Below are 17,391 nucleotides of genomic sequence, written 5' to 3'. Positions count from 1 at the left end.
CTACCGTGCGCGGGGTGCCACGGCCCCACGGTGTCCACGCGCTGGTGCGTCGAACGCACGAGGGACGCATTCTCGAAGCGCTGCGCGAGCGAGGTCCGCTTTCGCGGGGCCAGATCGCGCGGAAGGTCGGGCTCTCCCGGACGACGCTGTCGGAGATCACGAGCTCGTTGCTGGCGCGGGGCGCGATCGTGGTCGTGGACACCGACGCCGCGGAACGACGTGGCAGCGGCAGGCCGGCAGAGCGGCTGGCCCTCGATCCGAGGTCGGGGCAGTTCCTCGGGATCGACTTCGGCCACCGGCGGGTCCACATCTCGGTCGCGGACGCCGCCCATGAGATCGTCGCCTCAGGCGCGCACCGCTACGGCGACGCCGACTGGACCGAGCGGCTGAAGGGCGCGTTCGGGCTCCTGGACCGGCTCGGCCGCGAGACCGGCGTGCACTTTGCGGCCCTGCAGGGCGTCGGCATCGGCATCCCGTTCTCCACGCCGTACGGAGCGAGCCCGGGAGAGGATCCCGCGTCGGACCTCCGGGCAACGTTCGAGGACCACTTCGGCACACCGGTCGTGATCGACAACAACACGCGCCTGGCGGCGCTCGCCGAAGCCATTGAGATGCCGGGCGGCGCGGCGCGCGATCTCGTCTACGTGCGGCTGTCCGACGGCGTCGGCGGCGGCCTCGTCGTCGGCGGGCGGCTCGTCAGCGGCGCCAACGGGGTGGCCGGCGAGCTCGGCCACGTACGAGCCGTGCCGGACGGGCGGCGCTGCCGCTGTGGCAGGCGGGGCTGCCTGGAGACGGTCGCGTCCGTCCCCGCCATCGTGGCGGAGTGCCGGGCCCGGGGGGTTGCGGTGACGTCCCTGGCCGACCTCGAGTCCGCGACGTGGCTGTGGCACCCGGTGGTCGACGACGTGCTCCGGGACGCGGCCGGCGCGCTTGGACGCGTGCTTGCCGCGGTGACGCTTGCGCTGAACCCCGCGCGGATCGTCGTCGGCGGCGAGCTCGTCCGGGTCGCGCCGGTCTTCCTGCGCCACGTCGTCGCGACGCTGCGCCGCGAGCTGTTCACCACGCACGACGCCACCTCGCTCGTCCGCGGGCCCTCGCTCGGCGACGACGACGGTTCACTGGGCGCCATCGCCGCGCTGTACCACCAGTCCCTGCTCATCGTGGGGTACCAGGAACCGTCGACGACGGCGGCGGTCAGTCGGACCCGGAGCTTCGCGAGGATGCGCCCGACATGAGTCTTCACGGTTGCCTCGGACAGGTGCAGCGCCCGGCACGAGCCGCCGGGTGATCGCCGGGGCCACTGGCGCGTCGCCGGTGCGGACCGAGTAGAGGTGCTAACGCGCCCGCTGGAAGATCGTGATCAGGACCCCCTCGCCGACCGTCCGCGACTCAGTCAGCTTCCACGTCGTCTTGTCGGTGGTCTCGGTGAACAGGCGCCGGCCGGTGCCGAGGACGACGGGGAAGGTCATGAGGTGGAGCTCGTCGACGAGGTCGTGCTCGAACAGGGCCTGCGCGAGTTGGATGCTGCCGGCGACCGAGATGTCGCCGGCGACCTCCTCCTTGAGCCGGGTCACGTCCTCGACCAGGCTGCCGTCGAGCACGTGGGTGTTGTTCCAGTTCGGGTCAGCGAGACTGCTCGAGACGACGTACTTCGGCATCCCGTTGTACTTGTCGGCGAGCTCGCCTTCGTACCGCGGCCAGGCCGCGGCGAACCCCTCGTAGGTCCGGCGGCCGAGCAGCAGTGCCGCGGCGCCGAGAGCCTCGTCGGTCTTGTACTGCTCGCCTTCCTCGCCCCGGTCGAACTGGAAGCTCCAATCGGCGTGCTTGAAATCCTCCCCGCCGGGTGCCTCCACGACGCCGTCGAGCGAGATGAACTCAGTGACCACGATCCGTCCCATCATCAGCCTCCCTGTGTGCACGGTCGGGGATGGCTCCCGCACCGTGGTGGTTCGTGTCGGGGCCCTCACGGTAAGGTCCCCGTCAGTAGTCGGGGGGTCGGGGTCCATGAACCTCGGGCCGCCCGCGCTGATTGTTCGCCCTCCTGGATCGGTCACGTGCCGGCGGCGACCGACACGTGCCGCGTGTGCCTGCCGCGCGCTACCGACTGAACCCCTCGTCAAGCCGCAAGCGATCTGTGGACCAGACGTTGTCGGTGGGTCGGGGTAGGGTGGTTCACATGTTCGAGGAAGGCTTTCTGAATGCTGGTACGTGGGTGGCTCGTGACCCGCGGACCGGTGTGTGGGTCAGTTACGAACCCTGGGAGCTTCCCGACGACCTGCCGGCCGCGCACGGGCTGGTTCCCGACGGATTCCTCGACGCCGAGCTGACCGCCTTGCTCGACGACGGCCTGCGCGACGACCCGGCCGCCGACGGATCGTTCGAGGCGGTGGCGCCGGGGCCGGAGCTGGCGGTGCGCCTGGCCGCGATGGACCTGTCGGTGACCTGCACCTACGACGTGGTGGAGGCCGCTGCTGGGTGGGCGCGGCTGATCTCGTGGGCGCAGGCCGGGCAGGCCCGGGTGCTGGCCGAGCTGAGTACCCGCCCGCAGCTGCGGCCCGGCCGGTGTGGGTATCGGTCGGTGAACCCGGTCACCATCACCGCGGTGGAGGTGGCCGCCCGCACGGTCACGACCACCCGGCAGGCGGAGAACCTGGTCGGGCATGCGGTGCAACTCGTCGAGGACTTCCCCGCCACCCATCTGGCACTGGCGGCCGGGGTGATCGATGAGCGGCGCGCGAAAGTGATCACCGGTGAGCTGGGTGGGCAGGACCGGCAGGTCCGGCGGCGGGTCGAGGCCGCGGTGCTGCCGGGCGCATCCACCATGGACACCGTCGCCCTGCGGCGGAGGATCACCCAACTGCTGCACGAGCTCGCCCCGGTGACCACCCAGCAGCGCTGCCAGGCCGCGCGGGAGCGCCGCGGCGTCACCATCACCGCGGCCCCGGACGCGATGGCCTACCTGGAGGCGCACCTGCCCGCCGAGGACGCCATCGCGGTCAAAACCGTGCTCGATGCCGCCGCCCACGGCCTCAAACGCCACGACATCACCGCCGGGCACCAGCCGCGCACGGCAGCCCAGCGCCGCGCCGACGCCCTGGCCGCGCTGGCCTGGACAACCCTGCACACCCAGTACATCAGCGCAGGCCCGCCTCCGGTCCCGCACCGGCCCGGCTGCCTGTACAGCTGCCCCACTCACACCAGCACCAGCAGCAGCGACGGCACCATCAGCCGCGATTCCGACCGTGCCGAGCGCGGCTCGCCGTTCGGCGCGCCGCCGCCGAATCCGGCGCCGATCCCGCTCGCGTCGGCGCAGGGCCGCCCGGTCACGGTGCACGTCACCTTCCCGCTGCGTTCCCTGATCGGGCTCACCGACGAGCCGGCTCACCTGGACGGCTACGGCCCGATCCCCGCACACACCGCCCGCCACCTCGCCGCCGCCGGGATCTGGCAATGGGTCCGCACCCACCCCGCCAGTGGCCACTATGTCGATCACGGCCGCATGAGATACCGACCGACGCAGTCACTTATCGACCACGTCGTCCTCCGGGACCGGACCTGCCGCACGCCTGGGTGTCACCGAAGCGCCATCGGCTGTGACATCGACCACCGGGTCGCTCACGGTGCGGGCGGGCCGACCAGCGCCTGCAACTGCCAACCCCTGTGCCGCCACCACCACCTGCTCAAACACCACACCGGTTATGCGATCACCCGACTGGTCAACGGCACCACCCGATGGACCAGCCCCACCGGCCACACCTACGACAAACCACCCGAACCCATCGGCCCCACCACCCGCACCCCACCCCATCCACCACCCATCTCACTGGGTGAATTCAGGCCATGCTCGCTCAGGGGCCCGCCCGACCAACGGCCGATTGCCAGCGACCGTTGAGGTTGTCGTCGTGCCGACGCCGAGGCGTTCCAACAGCGGGTTGAACTCGGCGACCTCGAGCGCGGCCGATGCGGCGGACGCCGGGTCCACCCGGTGCAGCCGCCCGCTGGAACGCACGCGCCCGAGGCTCGGCGCGTCCGTCATCGGCAGGACGTCCTCGACCGCAGGATCGCGCCGGGTGCGACTGGGCCGCGATGTTCGCTCAGCGCTTGGTCCAGGAGGCCGCCGAGCCGCACCAGCAGCATCGGCTGACAGACCCGGTCGGTGGCGTGCCGCACCGGCAGCTGGCGGGCGTTCTGTCGTCACAGCGGGGTGATGGCGCGCAGTTGCGTCCTGGCCACGGCTTCGTAGCGTGCGTCGCCTTTGGCGCGCGCGTTGGCGACGGTGTTCGTCAGTTCGAGCAGTGAGGTCAGCCGGATGCGGTGTTCCCAGAGCGGTGGCGGATCTGAGCCGTGGTAGGTCGCGTCGAAGGCGGCCTGGGCACCTGGGCGAGCCGGGAACACCAGCCAGCGGAGCTTGACCAGGTCGACGGCGGCATCCCAGGCCTCGGCCAGGTCGAAGTCGAGCAGGGCGGCCAGGTGGCCGTCCTCGGTGGCGAGGAGGTTGTCGAGGTACAGGTCGCGGTGGCACAGCGATGGGCTGACGACCTCGTTGACCAGCCCGGTGAGTCCGATGATGCGATCGGTGACGGTCGCGAACTCGACGGGCGTGAACGCTCCAGTCGCGGCCACGCGCTCGGCGATCTGCGGCAACCGGTACTCCACGTACTCGCCCCAGCTGCCGAACGACGGAGCTGACCCGTCCAGCCGCGAGGAGAAGCGCGCGACCTGGATGGAATGCAGCCGTCGCAGCGCGCTGCCGAGCTCGCCGAAGAACGTGGGCACGACAGTCGCATCCTCCAGTACGGAGCTTGCGTCGACTCCGTCCACCCAGCTGAAGACCCGCAGCGCCGCACCGCCGGCCTCGGGGCACCGGGACTCGAGACGGAGGTGACGAGGCACCGGGACTCCGGCCTGCCGAGCGAGGTCGTAGGCGATCCTCGTGGCGGACCACTTGCGGGCGGACTCCGGCTCCCCGGCTTTGACCAAAAACCGCTCACCGGTGACAGCCTGGACACGCCAGTTCTCGCCACCCCAGCCGAGCGGCACCCGGGTCGCCGCCCGGAGTTCCTGACCGAGGACGCGTGAGCCGGCGGCGATCACCGCGGCCGGCGTAAGGGTGGCTCCGCCAGGCATCCGGTCACCCTAGCCGGAGGTCGGCCTCGTCAGGCGATGGTCGAGGGATCGTTCGGCAGCGGCCGGTAGGCGGCGGATAGCCACGCATCATGGGGGACGTCGAGCCACTTCTCGTCCGCGGCGAGCTGGTCGGCGGCGCATTCTCCCCGAGGGGATGCCGAGCTCGTCGGGCTCCCGGCGTGCTCGAGCGCCGCCGCGACGATGTCGTCGGAGACCGGGATGCCGGCCGGCATCCGGACCGCTCCGAACCAGGTGCCCACGACCAGACCCTGCCGTCCGTGCCGGCACGACTGGGGACCGGTCCACCATCCGGACGTCAGTCGTGGCCGCGTCCTCCGTCGAGGCGGTGGTAGAAGGGGTCGTCGGTGCTGACGTCGCCGCGCTTGACGGTTTGCCCGGTGAATGCCGACTTGTACAGCGACGTGATCAGCTCGACAGCCGCGCGACCGCCGTCTCCGCTGGTCTCGGGCCGCTCGCCGGCGCGGATGTTCGCGATGAGGGGACGCAGCTGGGCCAGGTGCCCGGTGCGTTCGTCGGGGTACGGGTTCGCCCAGCCGGCGGCGACCTGTTCGTCGACGTCCTCGGACGGGGTGCACGTCCAGTCGGCGTTGCGGTACCGGTACAGGTGTGTCAGCCGCACCGTCGCCAACTCGGTGTCGATGCGCAGGTGGCTGACCGGCGCGGGGGAGACGGCGCTGGTCATGACGGTGGCGAGGGCACCGCTCTCGAAGCGGACGACCGCGGTGCTGACGTCGTCGGTGTCGATGTCGTGGCTCGAGGTGGCGGCGAAGGCGGAGACCTCCTGCCACGGACCGAGCATCGACAGCATGAGGTCGATCTGGTGGATCCCCAGCGCCATCGCCGGGCCGCCGTCGCCGCGGAAGTTTCCGCGCCACTCGGGCTCGAAGTAGGCCGGGTTGCGGTACCACGTCGTCTGGCAGTGCGCGGCCAGCGGCCGGCCCAGGCTTCCGCTGGCCAGCAGCTCGCGGTGGTGTCTCGCGCCGGCACCGAACCGCAGTTGGAAGACGACCGCGGCGTACGGCCCGCCGTCGCGCTCGGCCGCGGTCATGATGTCGTATTCGGCCAGCGACAGCGCGGGCGGCTTCTCACACCACACCCAGGCACCGGCCTCGAGCGCTTCGACCGTGTGGTCGGGGTGGATGGACGGCGGCGTTGCGACGATCACGAGGTCCGGCGACTCCGCGGCGAGCATCGCGGTGAGTTCGGTGAACCGGCCGCGGATGCCCCACTGATCCGCGAAGCCGTTCACCCGCTCCCGGTCGACGTCGACCGCGGCAACGACGTCGACGTCCCCGCTCAGCTCGCGCAACGCGGGCAGGTGGCCGACCCCCGCTATCAGGCCGGTGCCGACGATCGCCGTGCGGATCCGCTCGTCTCGACTCATGGAACGTCCTCTCAACCGGTGTCGTGGTGCGAGCCGCCTGCGACGACCACGCCGTCGAGGACCGTGCCGACGGCCTGGAAGCCGGCGGCGTCGTCGAAGCGGCAGAGTGTGATGTCGGCCGGGGTGCCGGCCTCGAACGTGGCGCGGCCAGGCAGCCCGAGCAGCCGGGCGGGCGCGTCAGACGCCAGCCGCACAGCGCCGGCCAGGCCAACCTCCAGGTGCCGCGCCGCCCAGTCGACACACCGGTCCAGGCTGCACGCCGACCCGGCCATCAGCGGCGACGCGAACAGCGTCAGCTTGCCGTCGGGATGGAGCGTGACCCGGCCGCCGACCGGCTCGTCGTAGTCGCCGGGCGCGCAGCCGGTGAGCCGGGTCGAGTCGCTCACGAGGACGGATCTGGACGGGCCCTTGGCCCGCAGCATCGCCGTCAGCGCGGCCGCGTCGAGGTGGTGGCCGTCGGCGATGAAGCTCGCGGTCAGCCGGTCGTCGCTGAGCTGGGTCCAGATCGGGTTCGGGTGCCGGGGCAGCGTCGCGGCGATCCCGTTGCCCAGGTGCGTGCTCATCCGCGCGCCGGCGTCGACCGCCGCGGCGAGCTGCGCGGGGGAGGCGGCGGTGTGCCCGATCGAGACCAGGATGCCGGCGGCCGTGGCGGCCCGGATGTAGCCGACCGCGCCCGCGGTCTCGGGCGCGATGGTGACGATCCGGACCAGGCCGCCGCTGGCTGCCTGCCAACGCTCGAGCTCATCGGGATCGGCCGGGCGCACGTGCGCAGGGTCGTGCGCACCGCGCGGTCCGTCCTCCGGCGACACGTGGGGTCCTTCGACGTGGACGCCGGGGATGGCCGCGCGCACCAGCGGGTCCGCGCGCCGGGCGTCGGCGACGGCTCGCAGCGCGGCCACGATGTGCTCCTCCGGCGCCGTGACGATGGTGGGGCAGAAGCGGGTGACGCCGCGCTCCCACTGGGTGCGTGTCAGGGCGGCGACGTCGGCGGCGCCGAACCCGGCCGCGTTGACATCGATGCCCGCGCAGCCGTTGACCTGTAGGTCGATCAGCCCGGGGGCGAGGATGACGTCGGTGCCGGCGGCGTCCAGCGGCTCGACCCTGGCGATCAGGCCGTCGCGGAGGCGCAGTCGAACGGGGCTGCCGCCGATCAGTCGTCCGTCCAGGACCTGCACGGGGCGCCCCTCCGGTGAGTCAGTGCAAGCGCTTGCACGGTGGAGCGTAACATGTTCAGCCGCGCTCGGCCGGCGTAGGGCCGGTCGAGCCGCGGACGACGAGATTGCCGGAAAGCGTGACCTGGCGCTTCTCGCGCGACGCGCCGGTCAGCTCGTCGATCAGCAGGTTCACCGCGGTACGGCCGGCCTCCGCGATGGGCGTCGCGATGGAGGTGAGCGGCGGCGAGGTCATGGCCGCGAAGAAGATGTCGTCGCACCCACTGACGCTGACCTGCCCGGGGACGGCGAAGCCCCGCTCGGTGAGCCGTCGCAGCACGCCCATGGCCATGACGTCGTCGAAGGCGATCGCCGCGGTCGCGCCGCTGGCGGCCACGGCGTCCGCGGCCATCACGCCGCCCTCGAACGTCGCCGGGTAGTGGCCGAGGACCTGAAAGCGCATCGACAGCTTCTTGGCCTGCCGGCGTGCGCTGTCGCGCCGCTCGCGGTCGGACCACGACGACGACGGGCCGGCCAGGTAGACGATGTCGCGGTGGCCCAGCGAGTGGAGGTGGTCGACGAGCTGGCGCACGCCGTCGCGGGTGCCGCACGAGACCGAGGCGATTCCCTCGATGGTGCGGTTGACCAGCACGATCGGGGTGCGCTCGGCCGCGGACCGCAGCGCCTCGGTACGCGAGCGCGGTGAGCAGACGATGACGCCGTCCGCCTGACCGGACAGGCTGCGCAGCAGCTTCGCCTCGCGGTCGAGGTGCTCGTCGGTGTCCATGAGCAGCACCGAGTACCCCCGGTCGTACGCGGTGTCCTCGACCGCGCGGACCAGCGGCGGGAAGAACGGGTTGGCGATGTCGGGCAGGAGGACGGCGAGCAGCGCGGTGCGGCCGGTGGCGAGGCTGCGCGCGGTGCGGTTGGGGTGGTAGCCGAGCCGGTCGGCGATGGCGAGGATCTGCTCCCGGGTGTCGTGGCCGATGAGCTCTGGCCTCGTGAATGCGCGCGAGACGGTGGAGATGGATACGCCGGCTTCGGCGGCGACCGCCTTCAGCGAGGCTGACCTGGCCATATCGGGTCCTCTCTGTCCCTCGCCAAGAGTACGTGCTGACCGTGCGCGAGGCCGGTCATGCCGCGCGAGGCGTTGACACGTTCTGCGCCCGGTGCAAGTCTATGCAAGCGCTCGCACGAGCGGTGTGGCGCCTCGGGTTCCTCGCATCTCAGGGATGGCCAGGATGCAATCAGCTCTCACGGTAGGCGTCGTCGGCTACGGGCTCATCGGACGCACCCACGTCCGAGCGCTCGCCGCCGTCGACGGTGCCGTGCTCACCGGGATCGTGAGCCGGCACGGTCCGGTCGACGACGAAGGGCCGGCCGCGCCGGCCCCCGGCGTGGGCTGGTTCACCACGCAGGACGAGCTGCACACGCGGTGCGCGCCGGACGTCGTGGCGATCTGCACGCCGTCCAGCCTCCACGGCGACCAGGTGCGCACGGCACTCGAACACGGTGCACACGTTCTCGTCGAGAAGCCGCCGGCTAGCACCGTCGCCGAGCTCCAGGAGCTGATCACGCTCGCGGAGGCTCGCGACCGGCGCCTCGCGGTCGTCTCGCAGAGCCGCCTGCACCCGCAACTGGCGTACCTGGCCGAAGCCGTCCACGGGGGAGGCTTCGGCGCGCCGCTGCTCGGCGAGGTGCGCCTGCACTGGTTCCGCGACCAGGCCTACTACGAGTCCGCGCCGTGGCGGGCCGCCGACCGGCTGGGCGGCTCGCTACCCAATCAGGGGTGGCACGCGGTCGACCTCCTCGCCTGGTTCCTCGGCCCCGCGGTGAGCGTCACCGCTCAAGCGGCCGCGCTGGCCCACCAGGTCGAGGTCGAGGACACGACGGTGTCGACCGTGCGGTTCGCCAGCGGCGCGCTGGGGTCGATCGTGACGACGACGGCGACGCCGCCCGGCGAGCCGGCCGAGCTCAGGCTGTTCTTCGAGCGGGGCACCGTCCGGGTCGGGGACACGCGCATCGTCGAGTGGTCGGCGCCGCCCGACCTGCCGCCTCCGCCCGACCTGCCGCCTCGGCCCGGCCTGGTGGGCGGGCCCGGCGACGGCGGCAGCGGTGCCGCGGACCCCGCCGCCATCGGCGCCGACGCGCACCGCCGGCAGTGGCAGGACCTCGTCGACGCGATCCGCTCGGGCCGGCGGCCCGCGGTCACGGCCGCGGACTCCGTACCGACCCTGGCGCTCATCGAGGCCGTCTACCGCTCGGCCGAGACCGGCCGCGCCGTGCCCCCGGACGGAGGCGACGCATGACGATCCGGCTTGCCGTCGCCGGCGTGCGGCACCCGCACATCGACACGATCATCGCCGAGGCAGGGCACCACGACGACGTCGAGCTGGTCGGCATCGCCGAAGGCGACCGCGAGCTGCGCGGGTCATACACCGCCCGTTACGGCGTGCGCGGGTACGACGACCACGCACAGCTCCTGGACTCGGGCACCGCGGACGTGATCGCGGTTGGCGACGTCTACAGCGCGCGCGGCGCCATCGTGGCCGACGCGCTCCGCTCCGGGCACCACGTGCTGGCGGACAAGCCCTTGTGCACCACACGTGCCGACCTCGATGCCATCCACGCCGCCTGGAGGGGCGGCGACCGGCTGCTCTCGATCGCCTTCGAGAAGCGGTTCTACGCGTCGACCCTCGCGCTGTCGGAGGTACTCGCCCAGGCCGAGCTCGGCGAGATCACGATGGTCACGGCGACCGGGCCGCACAAGCTGACCCGGCACCGCAGGCCGGACTGGATGTTCGACGCGGCGTCGTACGGCGGGATCCTCAACGACCTCACGGTGCACGACATCGACCTGCTGCTGCACCTCACCGGCGTGAGCAGCGGCCAGGTCCGCGGCCACGCCGGCAACCGCGGCAACACCGACCGTCCTGGGTTCGAGGACCACGGCCTGGCCGTCGTCGAGACCGACGGCGGCCCGATCGCCGCGCTGGACGCCCACTGGCTCAGCCCGGAGGCCGCGCCCTACCACGGCGACTACCGGATGCGGCTGGTCGGCACGGGCGGCACGGCCGACGTGCTCTGGAAGGACGACGAGCTGGTCGTCGCCACGCACGAGCGGTCGCCCCGCGACGTGCCACTCCCGCCGCGGCGCAGAGCCGCCGCGGACTTCGTCGACGCGCTCCGGGCCGGCCGCGAACCGTCCGTGACGGCGTCGGACGCCCTGGCCGCGACCAGCGTGGCGTTGGCCGCGCAGGAGAGCGCCCGGGCCGGGCGACCGGTCACCTGGGACATCGCGGGCTACCTGCCCGGCAGCGGTGGAGCACCGCTCGACCGGCCGACCTCGAGGAGGACCCCCTGACCACGCATCCCGCTCCCACGTCGCGAACCGCGACCGTCGACCTGCTCCGCGTCGCCGTGCACGCGAGCGCCGACGAGGCCGGCCGCGCGGCCGCGTCGGTCGTCGCCGCGGCGCTGCGCCGGCGGCTGGCGCGCGCGGGGGAGGCCCGGGTGGTCTTCGCCGCGGCGCCGTCCCAGGACGCGGTGCTGCACGCGCTGCGGGCCGAGCCGGACATCGACTGGTCCGCCGTGACCGCGTTCCAGATGGACGAGTACGTCGGGCTCGGCGACGAGCACCCGCAGGCGTTCGGCACCTACCTGGACGACCACATCTACGGCGCGGTGCGGCCCGGCCGCGTGCACAAGATGCGCCCGGCCGGGTCGGGCCAGGCCGAGGCGGACCGCTACGCCGCACTGCTCGCGCAGGCGCCGATCGACGTTGTCTGCCTCGGCATCGGCGAGAACGGCCACATCGCCTTCAACGACCCCGGCACCGCCGACTTCGAGGACCCGCTGGCCGTCAAGGTGGTCGAGCTGGACCACGCGTCACGCGTGCAGCAGGTCAACGACGGGTGCTTCGCCACCGTCGACGAGGTGCCGACCCACGCGGTCACGGTGACCGTGCCCGCCCTGCTCGCCGCGGCGACAGTCGTCGGGAGCGTGTCCGGCACGCGCAAGAGGGACGCGGTGCGGCGCTCGCTGTTCGGCGCGATCGGCACCGACTGTCCGGCCAGCGCCCTGCGCGGCCATCCGAACGGGTGGCTGTTCCTCGACCCGGACGCGACTCCGGACGAGTTCATGTCCGTCGACCCCGTGAAGGTCGAGTGACATGCTGGCCTATCTCGCGCGCCGGCTGGTCCGGCTGATCCTGTCGCTAGTGGCGGTGTCGATCATCACGTTCGGCCTGCTCCAGCTGGTACCCGGGTCGTTCTCGGAGCTGGCGGAGGCCGGCACGAGCGAGCTCGGCGGCGACGCGTCGGCCACCGACCCGGCGCTGACCGAGCGCTACGGCGAGCAGGTCCCGGCCTGGGAGCAGTACCTGACCTTCATGCGGGGCCTGGTCACCTTCGACATGGGCCCGTCCTACCGCTACCCGCAGTCGACGGTCGAGGAGCTGATCATCGAGGCGTTCCCCGTCTCGCTGTCGCTCGCGGTCCCGGCGATGCTGCTGACGCTTCTCATCGCGGTGCCGGTCGGGGTCATGGCGGCGGTGAAGAAGGGCAAGCTCGCCGACTACGGGTCGGTCTTCACGCTGACCACGCTGCAGGCGCTGCCCGGCTACCTGTTCGCGCTGCTGCTGGTCCTCGTGTTCGCCGTATGGCTGGGCATGCTGCCCGTGCGCGGCTGGGCCGGGCCGGAGTACCTCGTCATCCCGGTGGTCGCGCTGGCGGTCCAGCCCACGGCGATGCTGGCCCGGTACGTGCGGACGTCGATGCTGGAGGAGCTGCGCGAGGACTACGTGGTCGCCGCGCAGGCCAAGGGCGGGCGGCGGCGCGTGGTGCTCGTCCGGCACGTCCTGCGCAACTCGCTGATCCCGCTGGTGACCGTCGCAGGCCCGCTGTTCGCGAACCTCGCCACCGGCACCGTGTTCATCGAGGCGCTGCTCGGGATACCGGGGCTGGGTCGGCTGTTCACCACGGCCGCGCGGACCCGGGACATGCCGCTGTTGATGGGCACGACGCTGTTCTTCGCGCTCATCTTCCTGCTGATGAACCTCATCGTCGACATGGTGTACGGCCTGCTCGACCCCCGCATCCGTCATCAGCGCTCCAGCGGCTGGCGCCGGCCCAAGCCGCCGCGCCGACTGCTGGCGACGACGAGCCGCGGGCGCGGCACCCCCGGCCACGACGCGCCGGACCGATCACCCGCGGCACCGGGCGACGTGGAGGTGGCGCGGCCATGAGCGAACTCCAGCACATACCGCAGGGTGAGCTCGGCCGCGGCTGGGCGCGGTTCAAGCGGAACCGGCTCGCGCTGGGCAGCCTTGTGTTCGTCGGCCTGCTGGTGGCGGTCGCGCTGGCCGCGCCGCTGCTGGCGCCGTACTCGTACGCCGAGCAGGACCTCACCGGCCGGTTCCTGCCACCGCTGTCCGACGGCCACCTGCTGGGCACCGACGAGCTGGGCCGCGACGTGTTCTCCCGGCTCATCTACAGCCTGCGCACGGCACTGCTCATCGGTTTCGCGGCCGAGCTGGTCGCGCTGGCGGTCGCCCTGGTCATCGGCATGTGGGCGGCCTACCAGGGCGGCCGGGTCGAGCAGTGGCTGATGGGTTTCACCGACATCATGTACGCGTTCCCGAACTACCTGTTCGCGGTCCTGCTCGTGGTGATCATGGGCCGTTCACCGCTGTCGATCATCGTCGCCATCGGGATCGCGTCGTGGGTCAACCAGGCCCGGCTGATCCGCGCGCAGGTGCTGAAGATCAAGACGTTCGAGTTCGTCGAGGCGCTGAGGTCCATCGGCACCAGCGGCTTCTCGATCGCCGTCCGCCACATCCTTCCGAACGCCGTCGGGCCGCTGCTGGTGACGACCAGCTTCGGCATCCCGCTGGCGATCATCGCCGAGTCCGGCCTGGCGATCCTGGGCTTGGGCGTGGCCCCGCCCACGCCGTCGTGGGGCGGCATGATCATCGACGGCTACACCTACGTCCTGGGCAACCCCCAGCTCATCGTGGCGCCGCTGACGCTGTTCGGCCTGACCATGCTCGCCTTCACCTGGATCGGCGACGGCCTCCGGGACGCCTTCGACACCGGCGAGGAGGACCGCGCATGAGCGGCGAGCCGTTGCTGTCGGTCCGCGACCTGCGGGTCGCGTTCCGTGACCGTTCGGGTGCGATGGCGCCGGCGGCGAACCTCTCCGTCGACGTGCCCGCGAACGGCTCGCTGGCGGTGGTCGGCGAGTCGGGCTCGGGCAAGACCGTCAGCATGCGCGCGCTGCTCGGGCTCCTGCCGGCCACGGCCGTCGTGTCCGGCGAGGCCCACTTCGGCGGCCGCGATCTGATCGGCCTGCCCGAGCCGGAGCTGCGGAAGGTACGTGGACCGGGCATCGGGATGATCTTCCAGAACGCCATGTCGGCGCTGAACCCGACCCGCACGCTGAAGGTGCAGCTCACCGAGCACCTGCGCTGGCACGGCAGCTGCGATCGCAAGACGGCCGTGCGCCGGGCGGTCGAGGCCCTCGACCGGGTCGGCATCCCGGAGCCGGACCGCCGCATCCGCATGTACCCGTTCCAGCTGTCCGGCGGGATGCGGCAGCGCGCAATGATCGCCATGTCCATCGTGGCGGGACCGCGGCTGCTGATCGCCGACGAACCCACGACCGCGGTCGACGTCACCATCCAGCGCCAGGTGCTCGACGTCCTCAAGCAGCTGCGTGACGACGGCCTCGCGATCATCATGATCACCCACGACCTCGGGGTGGCCCGGTACTTCTGCGACGACGTCGTCGTCATGAAGGACGGGCGCATGGTCGAGACGGCGACCATGAAGCGGTTCATCGCCGACGCGCGTGAGCCGTACTCGCGCAAGCTGCTCGACGCCGCGCCGGACATCGACCTGCGGGTCGAGCCGGACCAGTCACCCGCGCCGAGCGACCGGAACCAGCTGCTCCAGGCGCGCGACCTGGTGAAGGTCTTCCACGGCCGGGGCGGCGACGTGCACGCTGTCGACGACGTCAGCGTCACGGTCGGCGCCAACGAAACCGTGGGCGTCGTGGGGGAGTCCGGCAGCGGCAAGTCCACCCTCGCGCGGCTGCTGATGCGCCTGGTCGAGCCCAGCTCCGGCGAGGTCACCTTCGACGGCCACGATCTCCTCGCGGCGCGCCGGAGCGAGCTGCACGCTCTGCGGCGTCGCGTCCAGATGGTGTTCCAGAACCCGTACGGATCGCTGCTGCCCCATGCGACCGTGGCGGCGAACATCGTCGAGCCGCTGCGGGTGCACCACGTCGGGACCCCCGCACAGCGCCGGGCGCGCGCCGTCGAGCTGCTCGAGCTGGTCGGTATCCCGGTCCACCGGGCGGACCAGTACCCGCGGCAGTTCTCCGGCGGGCAGCAGCAACGCATCGCGATCGCCCGCGCCCTCGCGCTCGAGCCGCAGCTCCTGGTCTGCGACGAGCCGACGTCGGCTCTCGACGTCTCCATCCAGGCCCAGATCCTCGACCTGCTCGACGACCTCAAGCACCGGCTGGGCCTGTCCATGCTGTTCATCACGCACAACCTGGCCGTCGCCCAGCGGCTGTGCGACCGGGTCGTCGTCATGGCGTCGGGACACATCGTCGAGAGCGCACCCAGCTCACAGCTGTTCGCCCAGCCCCAGCACCCGTACACCCGGGCGTTGCTGGCCGCCGCACTGCCGGTGCGCAGCGATCCGCCGCCCTGGCAACCCGCCACCTCCATCGACACCCGATCCGGCGAGCTCGTCGAGGTCACCCCGCAGCACTGGGTGCGCGCCGCGACGCCGGTACCCGAGGAGACCCCATGAACCAGACACCACAGTTACGGCGCCGCACGTTCCTTGCGGCCGGCCTGGCCGCGGTCGGCGCTGCCGCGACGGGTTGCGGCTTCACCAGCGACGACGGCGGCGGCAACGGCGGAAGCGGCACCGACGACGACGGCGACAGCCCGCGCTCGGGCGGCACGCTGCGCATGTCGATGCTGCCCATCGCCCACCTCGACCCGGCGATCGCCGGCAACGCCTCCAACGGCCAGATCATCATGACCGGGCTGTGGGAAGGGCTCGTCGTCCTCGACGCGGAGGACCCGACCAACGTGCTGCCCGGCGTCGCCGAGCAGTGGGAGGTATCCGACGACCTGCTCACCTACACGTTCCACCTGCGTTCCGACGCCGCCTGGTCCAACGGCGACCCGGTCACGGCGGCCGACATCGAGTGGAACTGGAAGCGCATCCTCACCCCGGGCATCTCCGGCGAGAACGCTCCGTCGTACAACCAGGGCAACGTGCGCGTGGCCGGCGCCGGGGAGTACATGAGCGGGGCGACGACCGACTTCGCCACGGTCGGCGCGACCGCCGTCGACGACGCCACCTTCGAGGTCAAGCTGGAGGTGCCGAACCCGACGCTGCTGCTGCACCTGGCCCATTACCAGTTCCTCCCGCTCCACCCGGCCACCGTCGAGGCGGTGGGCAACGACGGCTGGCTCGGTGCCGAGACCTGGGTGAGCAACGGCGCGTACGTGCTGGACAGCTTCCGGGTCAACCAGGGCGCGGTCCTGCTGCGCAACGAGGAGTACTGGGACGCCGGCAACTACCACCTCGACCGCTGGGAGATCACGTTCAACGACGGCGGCACGACGGCGGACCTGCTGAGCTACCAGAGCGACGAGCTAGACATCACCGGCCGCATCGAGGACGACCTCGAGGCGGTCACCACCTCCGACGTGGCCGGCGAGCTGATGTCGGCGCCGCCCAACCAGATCCGCCAGCTGATCATCCTGAACAGCCGCAACACGGTCCTGACCGACGTGCGGATCCGCGAGGCGCTCTCGATCGCGATCGACCGGGAAGCGCTCGGCGCGATCGGCGCGCCCGCGGTTCCCGGCAACTCGATGGTGCCCGACGTCATCGAGGGTTCGGACGAGATCCCGGGCGTCGAGCTCGACCTCGACCGTGCGCTGAGCCTGCTCGAGGAGGCGGGCTTCCCGGGCGGCGCGGGCCTGCCGGCCATCATGCTGATGGACTACCAGTCCAGTCCCTGGGTCGAGGCGATCGGCCAGATGTGGCGCGACAACCTCGGCATCGAGGTCATGGTCGACAACATCGAGCGCGGCCTGTTCATCGAGCAGATCGAAGAGCTCCAGCCCGAGGACTACGTCGGCTTCTACGCCCTGAACACCTCGGTGTCCCCGCCGGTGCTGCAGTCGGCGGCGCAGCGGATCCTGCCGGCGGCGCCGACGGCGGGCATCGAGGGGATCAACCTGGTGCCGCCGGAGGTCGCGGAGCAGTTCCTCGCCGCACGGGACGGTGGAGCGACCGCCGACCAGCTGCTGACCATCCTCGACGGGAACCGCTACCCGGAGGCGCAGCGCGCCATCGACCTCGCCGAGCAGGCGCTCGCCGAGACGGACCCGGACCGGCAGAACGAGCTGCTGATCGAGTCCGCGATCGCGCGCGACCAGTCGTTCGTGGAGATCCCGGTGCTCTGGGGCGGCTACAACCTGCTGGTCAAGCCGCGCGTCAAGAACCTCAAGCTCTGGCCGTTCACCTCGGTCCTCAGCACCAAGGGCGTCAGCATCGAGAGCTGAGCCCGTGAGCATCGCCGTCAACCGTCGCTCGTGTTCACGGAGGTCATGATGCACATCCACGCACGCAACGAGATGTCCCGCCGTACGCTGTTCGGGCTGGGAGCGGGGGT

General features: G+C 71.8%; 15 protein-coding genes. 9 read left to right on the top strand and 6 right to left on the bottom strand.

All coding sequences use genetic code 11. From position 1 onward, the window contains the following. Positions 1 to 14 precede the first annotated feature (14 nt). Complete coding sequence (locus tag E1269_RS22315; protein WP_162606569.1) at positions 15 to 1,235, top strand: ROK family transcriptional regulator; 1,221 nt, start codon at positions 15 to 17, stop codon at positions 1,233 to 1,235. 99 nt (positions 1,236 to 1,334) lie between these two features. Here the strand turns inward: E1269_RS22315 and E1269_RS22310 are convergent, their stop codons facing one another. Further along, positions 1,335 to 1,898: a dihydrofolate reductase family protein gene (locus tag E1269_RS22310; protein ID WP_131898735.1), complete on the bottom strand. Its 564-nt coding sequence runs from the start codon at positions 1,896 to 1,898 to the stop codon at positions 1,335 to 1,337. A gap of 278 nt (positions 1,899 to 2,176) precedes the next feature. On the opposite strand from E1269_RS22310, the gene E1269_RS22305 reads away from it, so the two are divergent. Then, positions 2,177 to 3,892 carry an HNH endonuclease signature motif containing protein gene (locus E1269_RS22305; RefSeq protein ID WP_131898662.1) on the top strand — a complete coding sequence of 572 codons (1,716 nt, stop codon included), beginning with the start codon at positions 2,177 to 2,179 and terminating at the stop codon, positions 3,890 to 3,892. A gap of 302 nt (positions 3,893 to 4,194) precedes the next feature. On the opposite strand, the gene E1269_RS22300 is transcribed toward E1269_RS22305, so the two are convergent. The 5 genes from E1269_RS22300 to E1269_RS22280 are packed head-to-tail and all read right to left on the bottom strand — an operon-like array spanning position 4,195 to position 8,761. Beyond that, positions 4,195 to 5,127 (bottom strand): phosphotransferase family protein, encoded by a 933-nt coding sequence (locus E1269_RS22300; RefSeq protein WP_131898660.1) that lies wholly within the window; start codon positions 5,125 to 5,127, stop codon positions 4,195 to 4,197. A gap of 29 nt (positions 5,128 to 5,156) precedes the next feature. After that, complete coding sequence (locus E1269_RS22295) at positions 5,157 to 5,387, bottom strand: hypothetical protein (RefSeq protein ID WP_131898658.1); 231 nt, start codon at positions 5,385 to 5,387, stop codon at positions 5,157 to 5,159. Between the two features lie 56 nt (positions 5,388 to 5,443). After that, entirely contained in the window at positions 5,444 to 6,532 is a 1,089-nt protein-coding gene (locus tag E1269_RS22290) for a Gfo/Idh/MocA family protein (protein ID WP_131898656.1), read from the bottom strand. An 11-nt stretch (positions 6,533 to 6,543) separates the two neighbouring features. Beyond that, positions 6,544 to 7,707, bottom strand: coding sequence for an N-acetylglucosamine-6-phosphate deacetylase (locus E1269_RS22285; RefSeq protein WP_203433978.1), 1,164 nt, complete (start codon positions 7,705 to 7,707; stop codon positions 6,544 to 6,546). Between the two features lie 55 nt (positions 7,708 to 7,762). Further along, the gene (locus tag E1269_RS22280) at positions 7,763 to 8,761 is read right to left on the bottom strand and encodes a LacI family DNA-binding transcriptional regulator (RefSeq protein WP_131898654.1); all 999 of its coding nucleotides are present in this window, start codon (positions 8,759 to 8,761) and stop codon (positions 7,763 to 7,765) included. A gap of 163 nt (positions 8,762 to 8,924) precedes the next feature. On the opposite strand from E1269_RS22280, the gene E1269_RS22275 reads away from it, so the two are divergent. The 7 genes from E1269_RS22275 to E1269_RS22245 are packed head-to-tail and all read left to right on the top strand — an operon-like array spanning position 8,925 to position 17,281. Continuing rightward, a complete protein-coding gene (locus E1269_RS22275; RefSeq protein WP_162606568.1) occupies positions 8,925 to 9,992 on the top strand; it encodes a Gfo/Idh/MocA family protein in 1,068 nt (355 codons plus the stop codon). Further along, entirely contained in the window at positions 9,989 to 11,047 is a 1,059-nt protein-coding gene (locus E1269_RS22270; protein ID WP_131898650.1) for a Gfo/Idh/MocA family protein, read from the top strand. The genes E1269_RS22275 and E1269_RS22270 overlap by 4 nt, the downstream gene beginning before the upstream one ends. A 56-nt stretch (positions 11,048 to 11,103) precedes the next feature. Further along, positions 11,104 to 11,853 carry a 6-phosphogluconolactonase gene (locus tag E1269_RS22265; RefSeq protein ID WP_203433977.1) on the top strand — a complete coding sequence of 250 codons (750 nt, stop codon included), beginning with the start codon at positions 11,104 to 11,106 and terminating at the stop codon, positions 11,851 to 11,853. 1 nt (position 11,854) lies between these two features. Next, on the top strand, positions 11,855 to 12,928 hold the full coding sequence (locus E1269_RS22260; RefSeq protein WP_131898648.1) for an ABC transporter permease: 1,074 nt from the start codon (positions 11,855 to 11,857) through the stop codon (positions 12,926 to 12,928). Further along, a complete protein-coding gene (locus E1269_RS22255) occupies positions 12,925 to 13,797 on the top strand; it encodes an ABC transporter permease (protein WP_131898646.1) in 873 nt (290 codons plus the stop codon). Before E1269_RS22260 ends, E1269_RS22255 begins: the two co-directional genes overlap by 4 nt. After that, positions 13,794 to 15,503 carry a dipeptide ABC transporter ATP-binding protein gene (locus E1269_RS22250; RefSeq protein WP_131898644.1) on the top strand — a complete coding sequence of 570 codons (1,710 nt, stop codon included), beginning with the start codon at positions 13,794 to 13,796 and terminating at the stop codon, positions 15,501 to 15,503. The genes E1269_RS22255 and E1269_RS22250 overlap by 4 nt, the downstream gene beginning before the upstream one ends. After that, complete coding sequence (locus E1269_RS22245) at positions 15,500 to 17,281, top strand: peptide ABC transporter substrate-binding protein (RefSeq protein WP_131898642.1); 1,782 nt, start codon at positions 15,500 to 15,502, stop codon at positions 17,279 to 17,281. Before E1269_RS22250 ends, E1269_RS22245 begins: the two co-directional genes overlap by 4 nt. The last annotated feature ends 110 nt before the right edge of the window (positions 17,282 to 17,391 follow it).

Origin of the sequence: Jiangella asiatica, from assembly GCF_004349065.1 — a bacterium.
Lineage (GTDB): Bacteria > Actinomycetota > Actinomycetes > Jiangellales > Jiangellaceae > Jiangella > Jiangella asiatica.
This window is presented reverse-complemented; position numbering and strand designations above follow the sequence as displayed.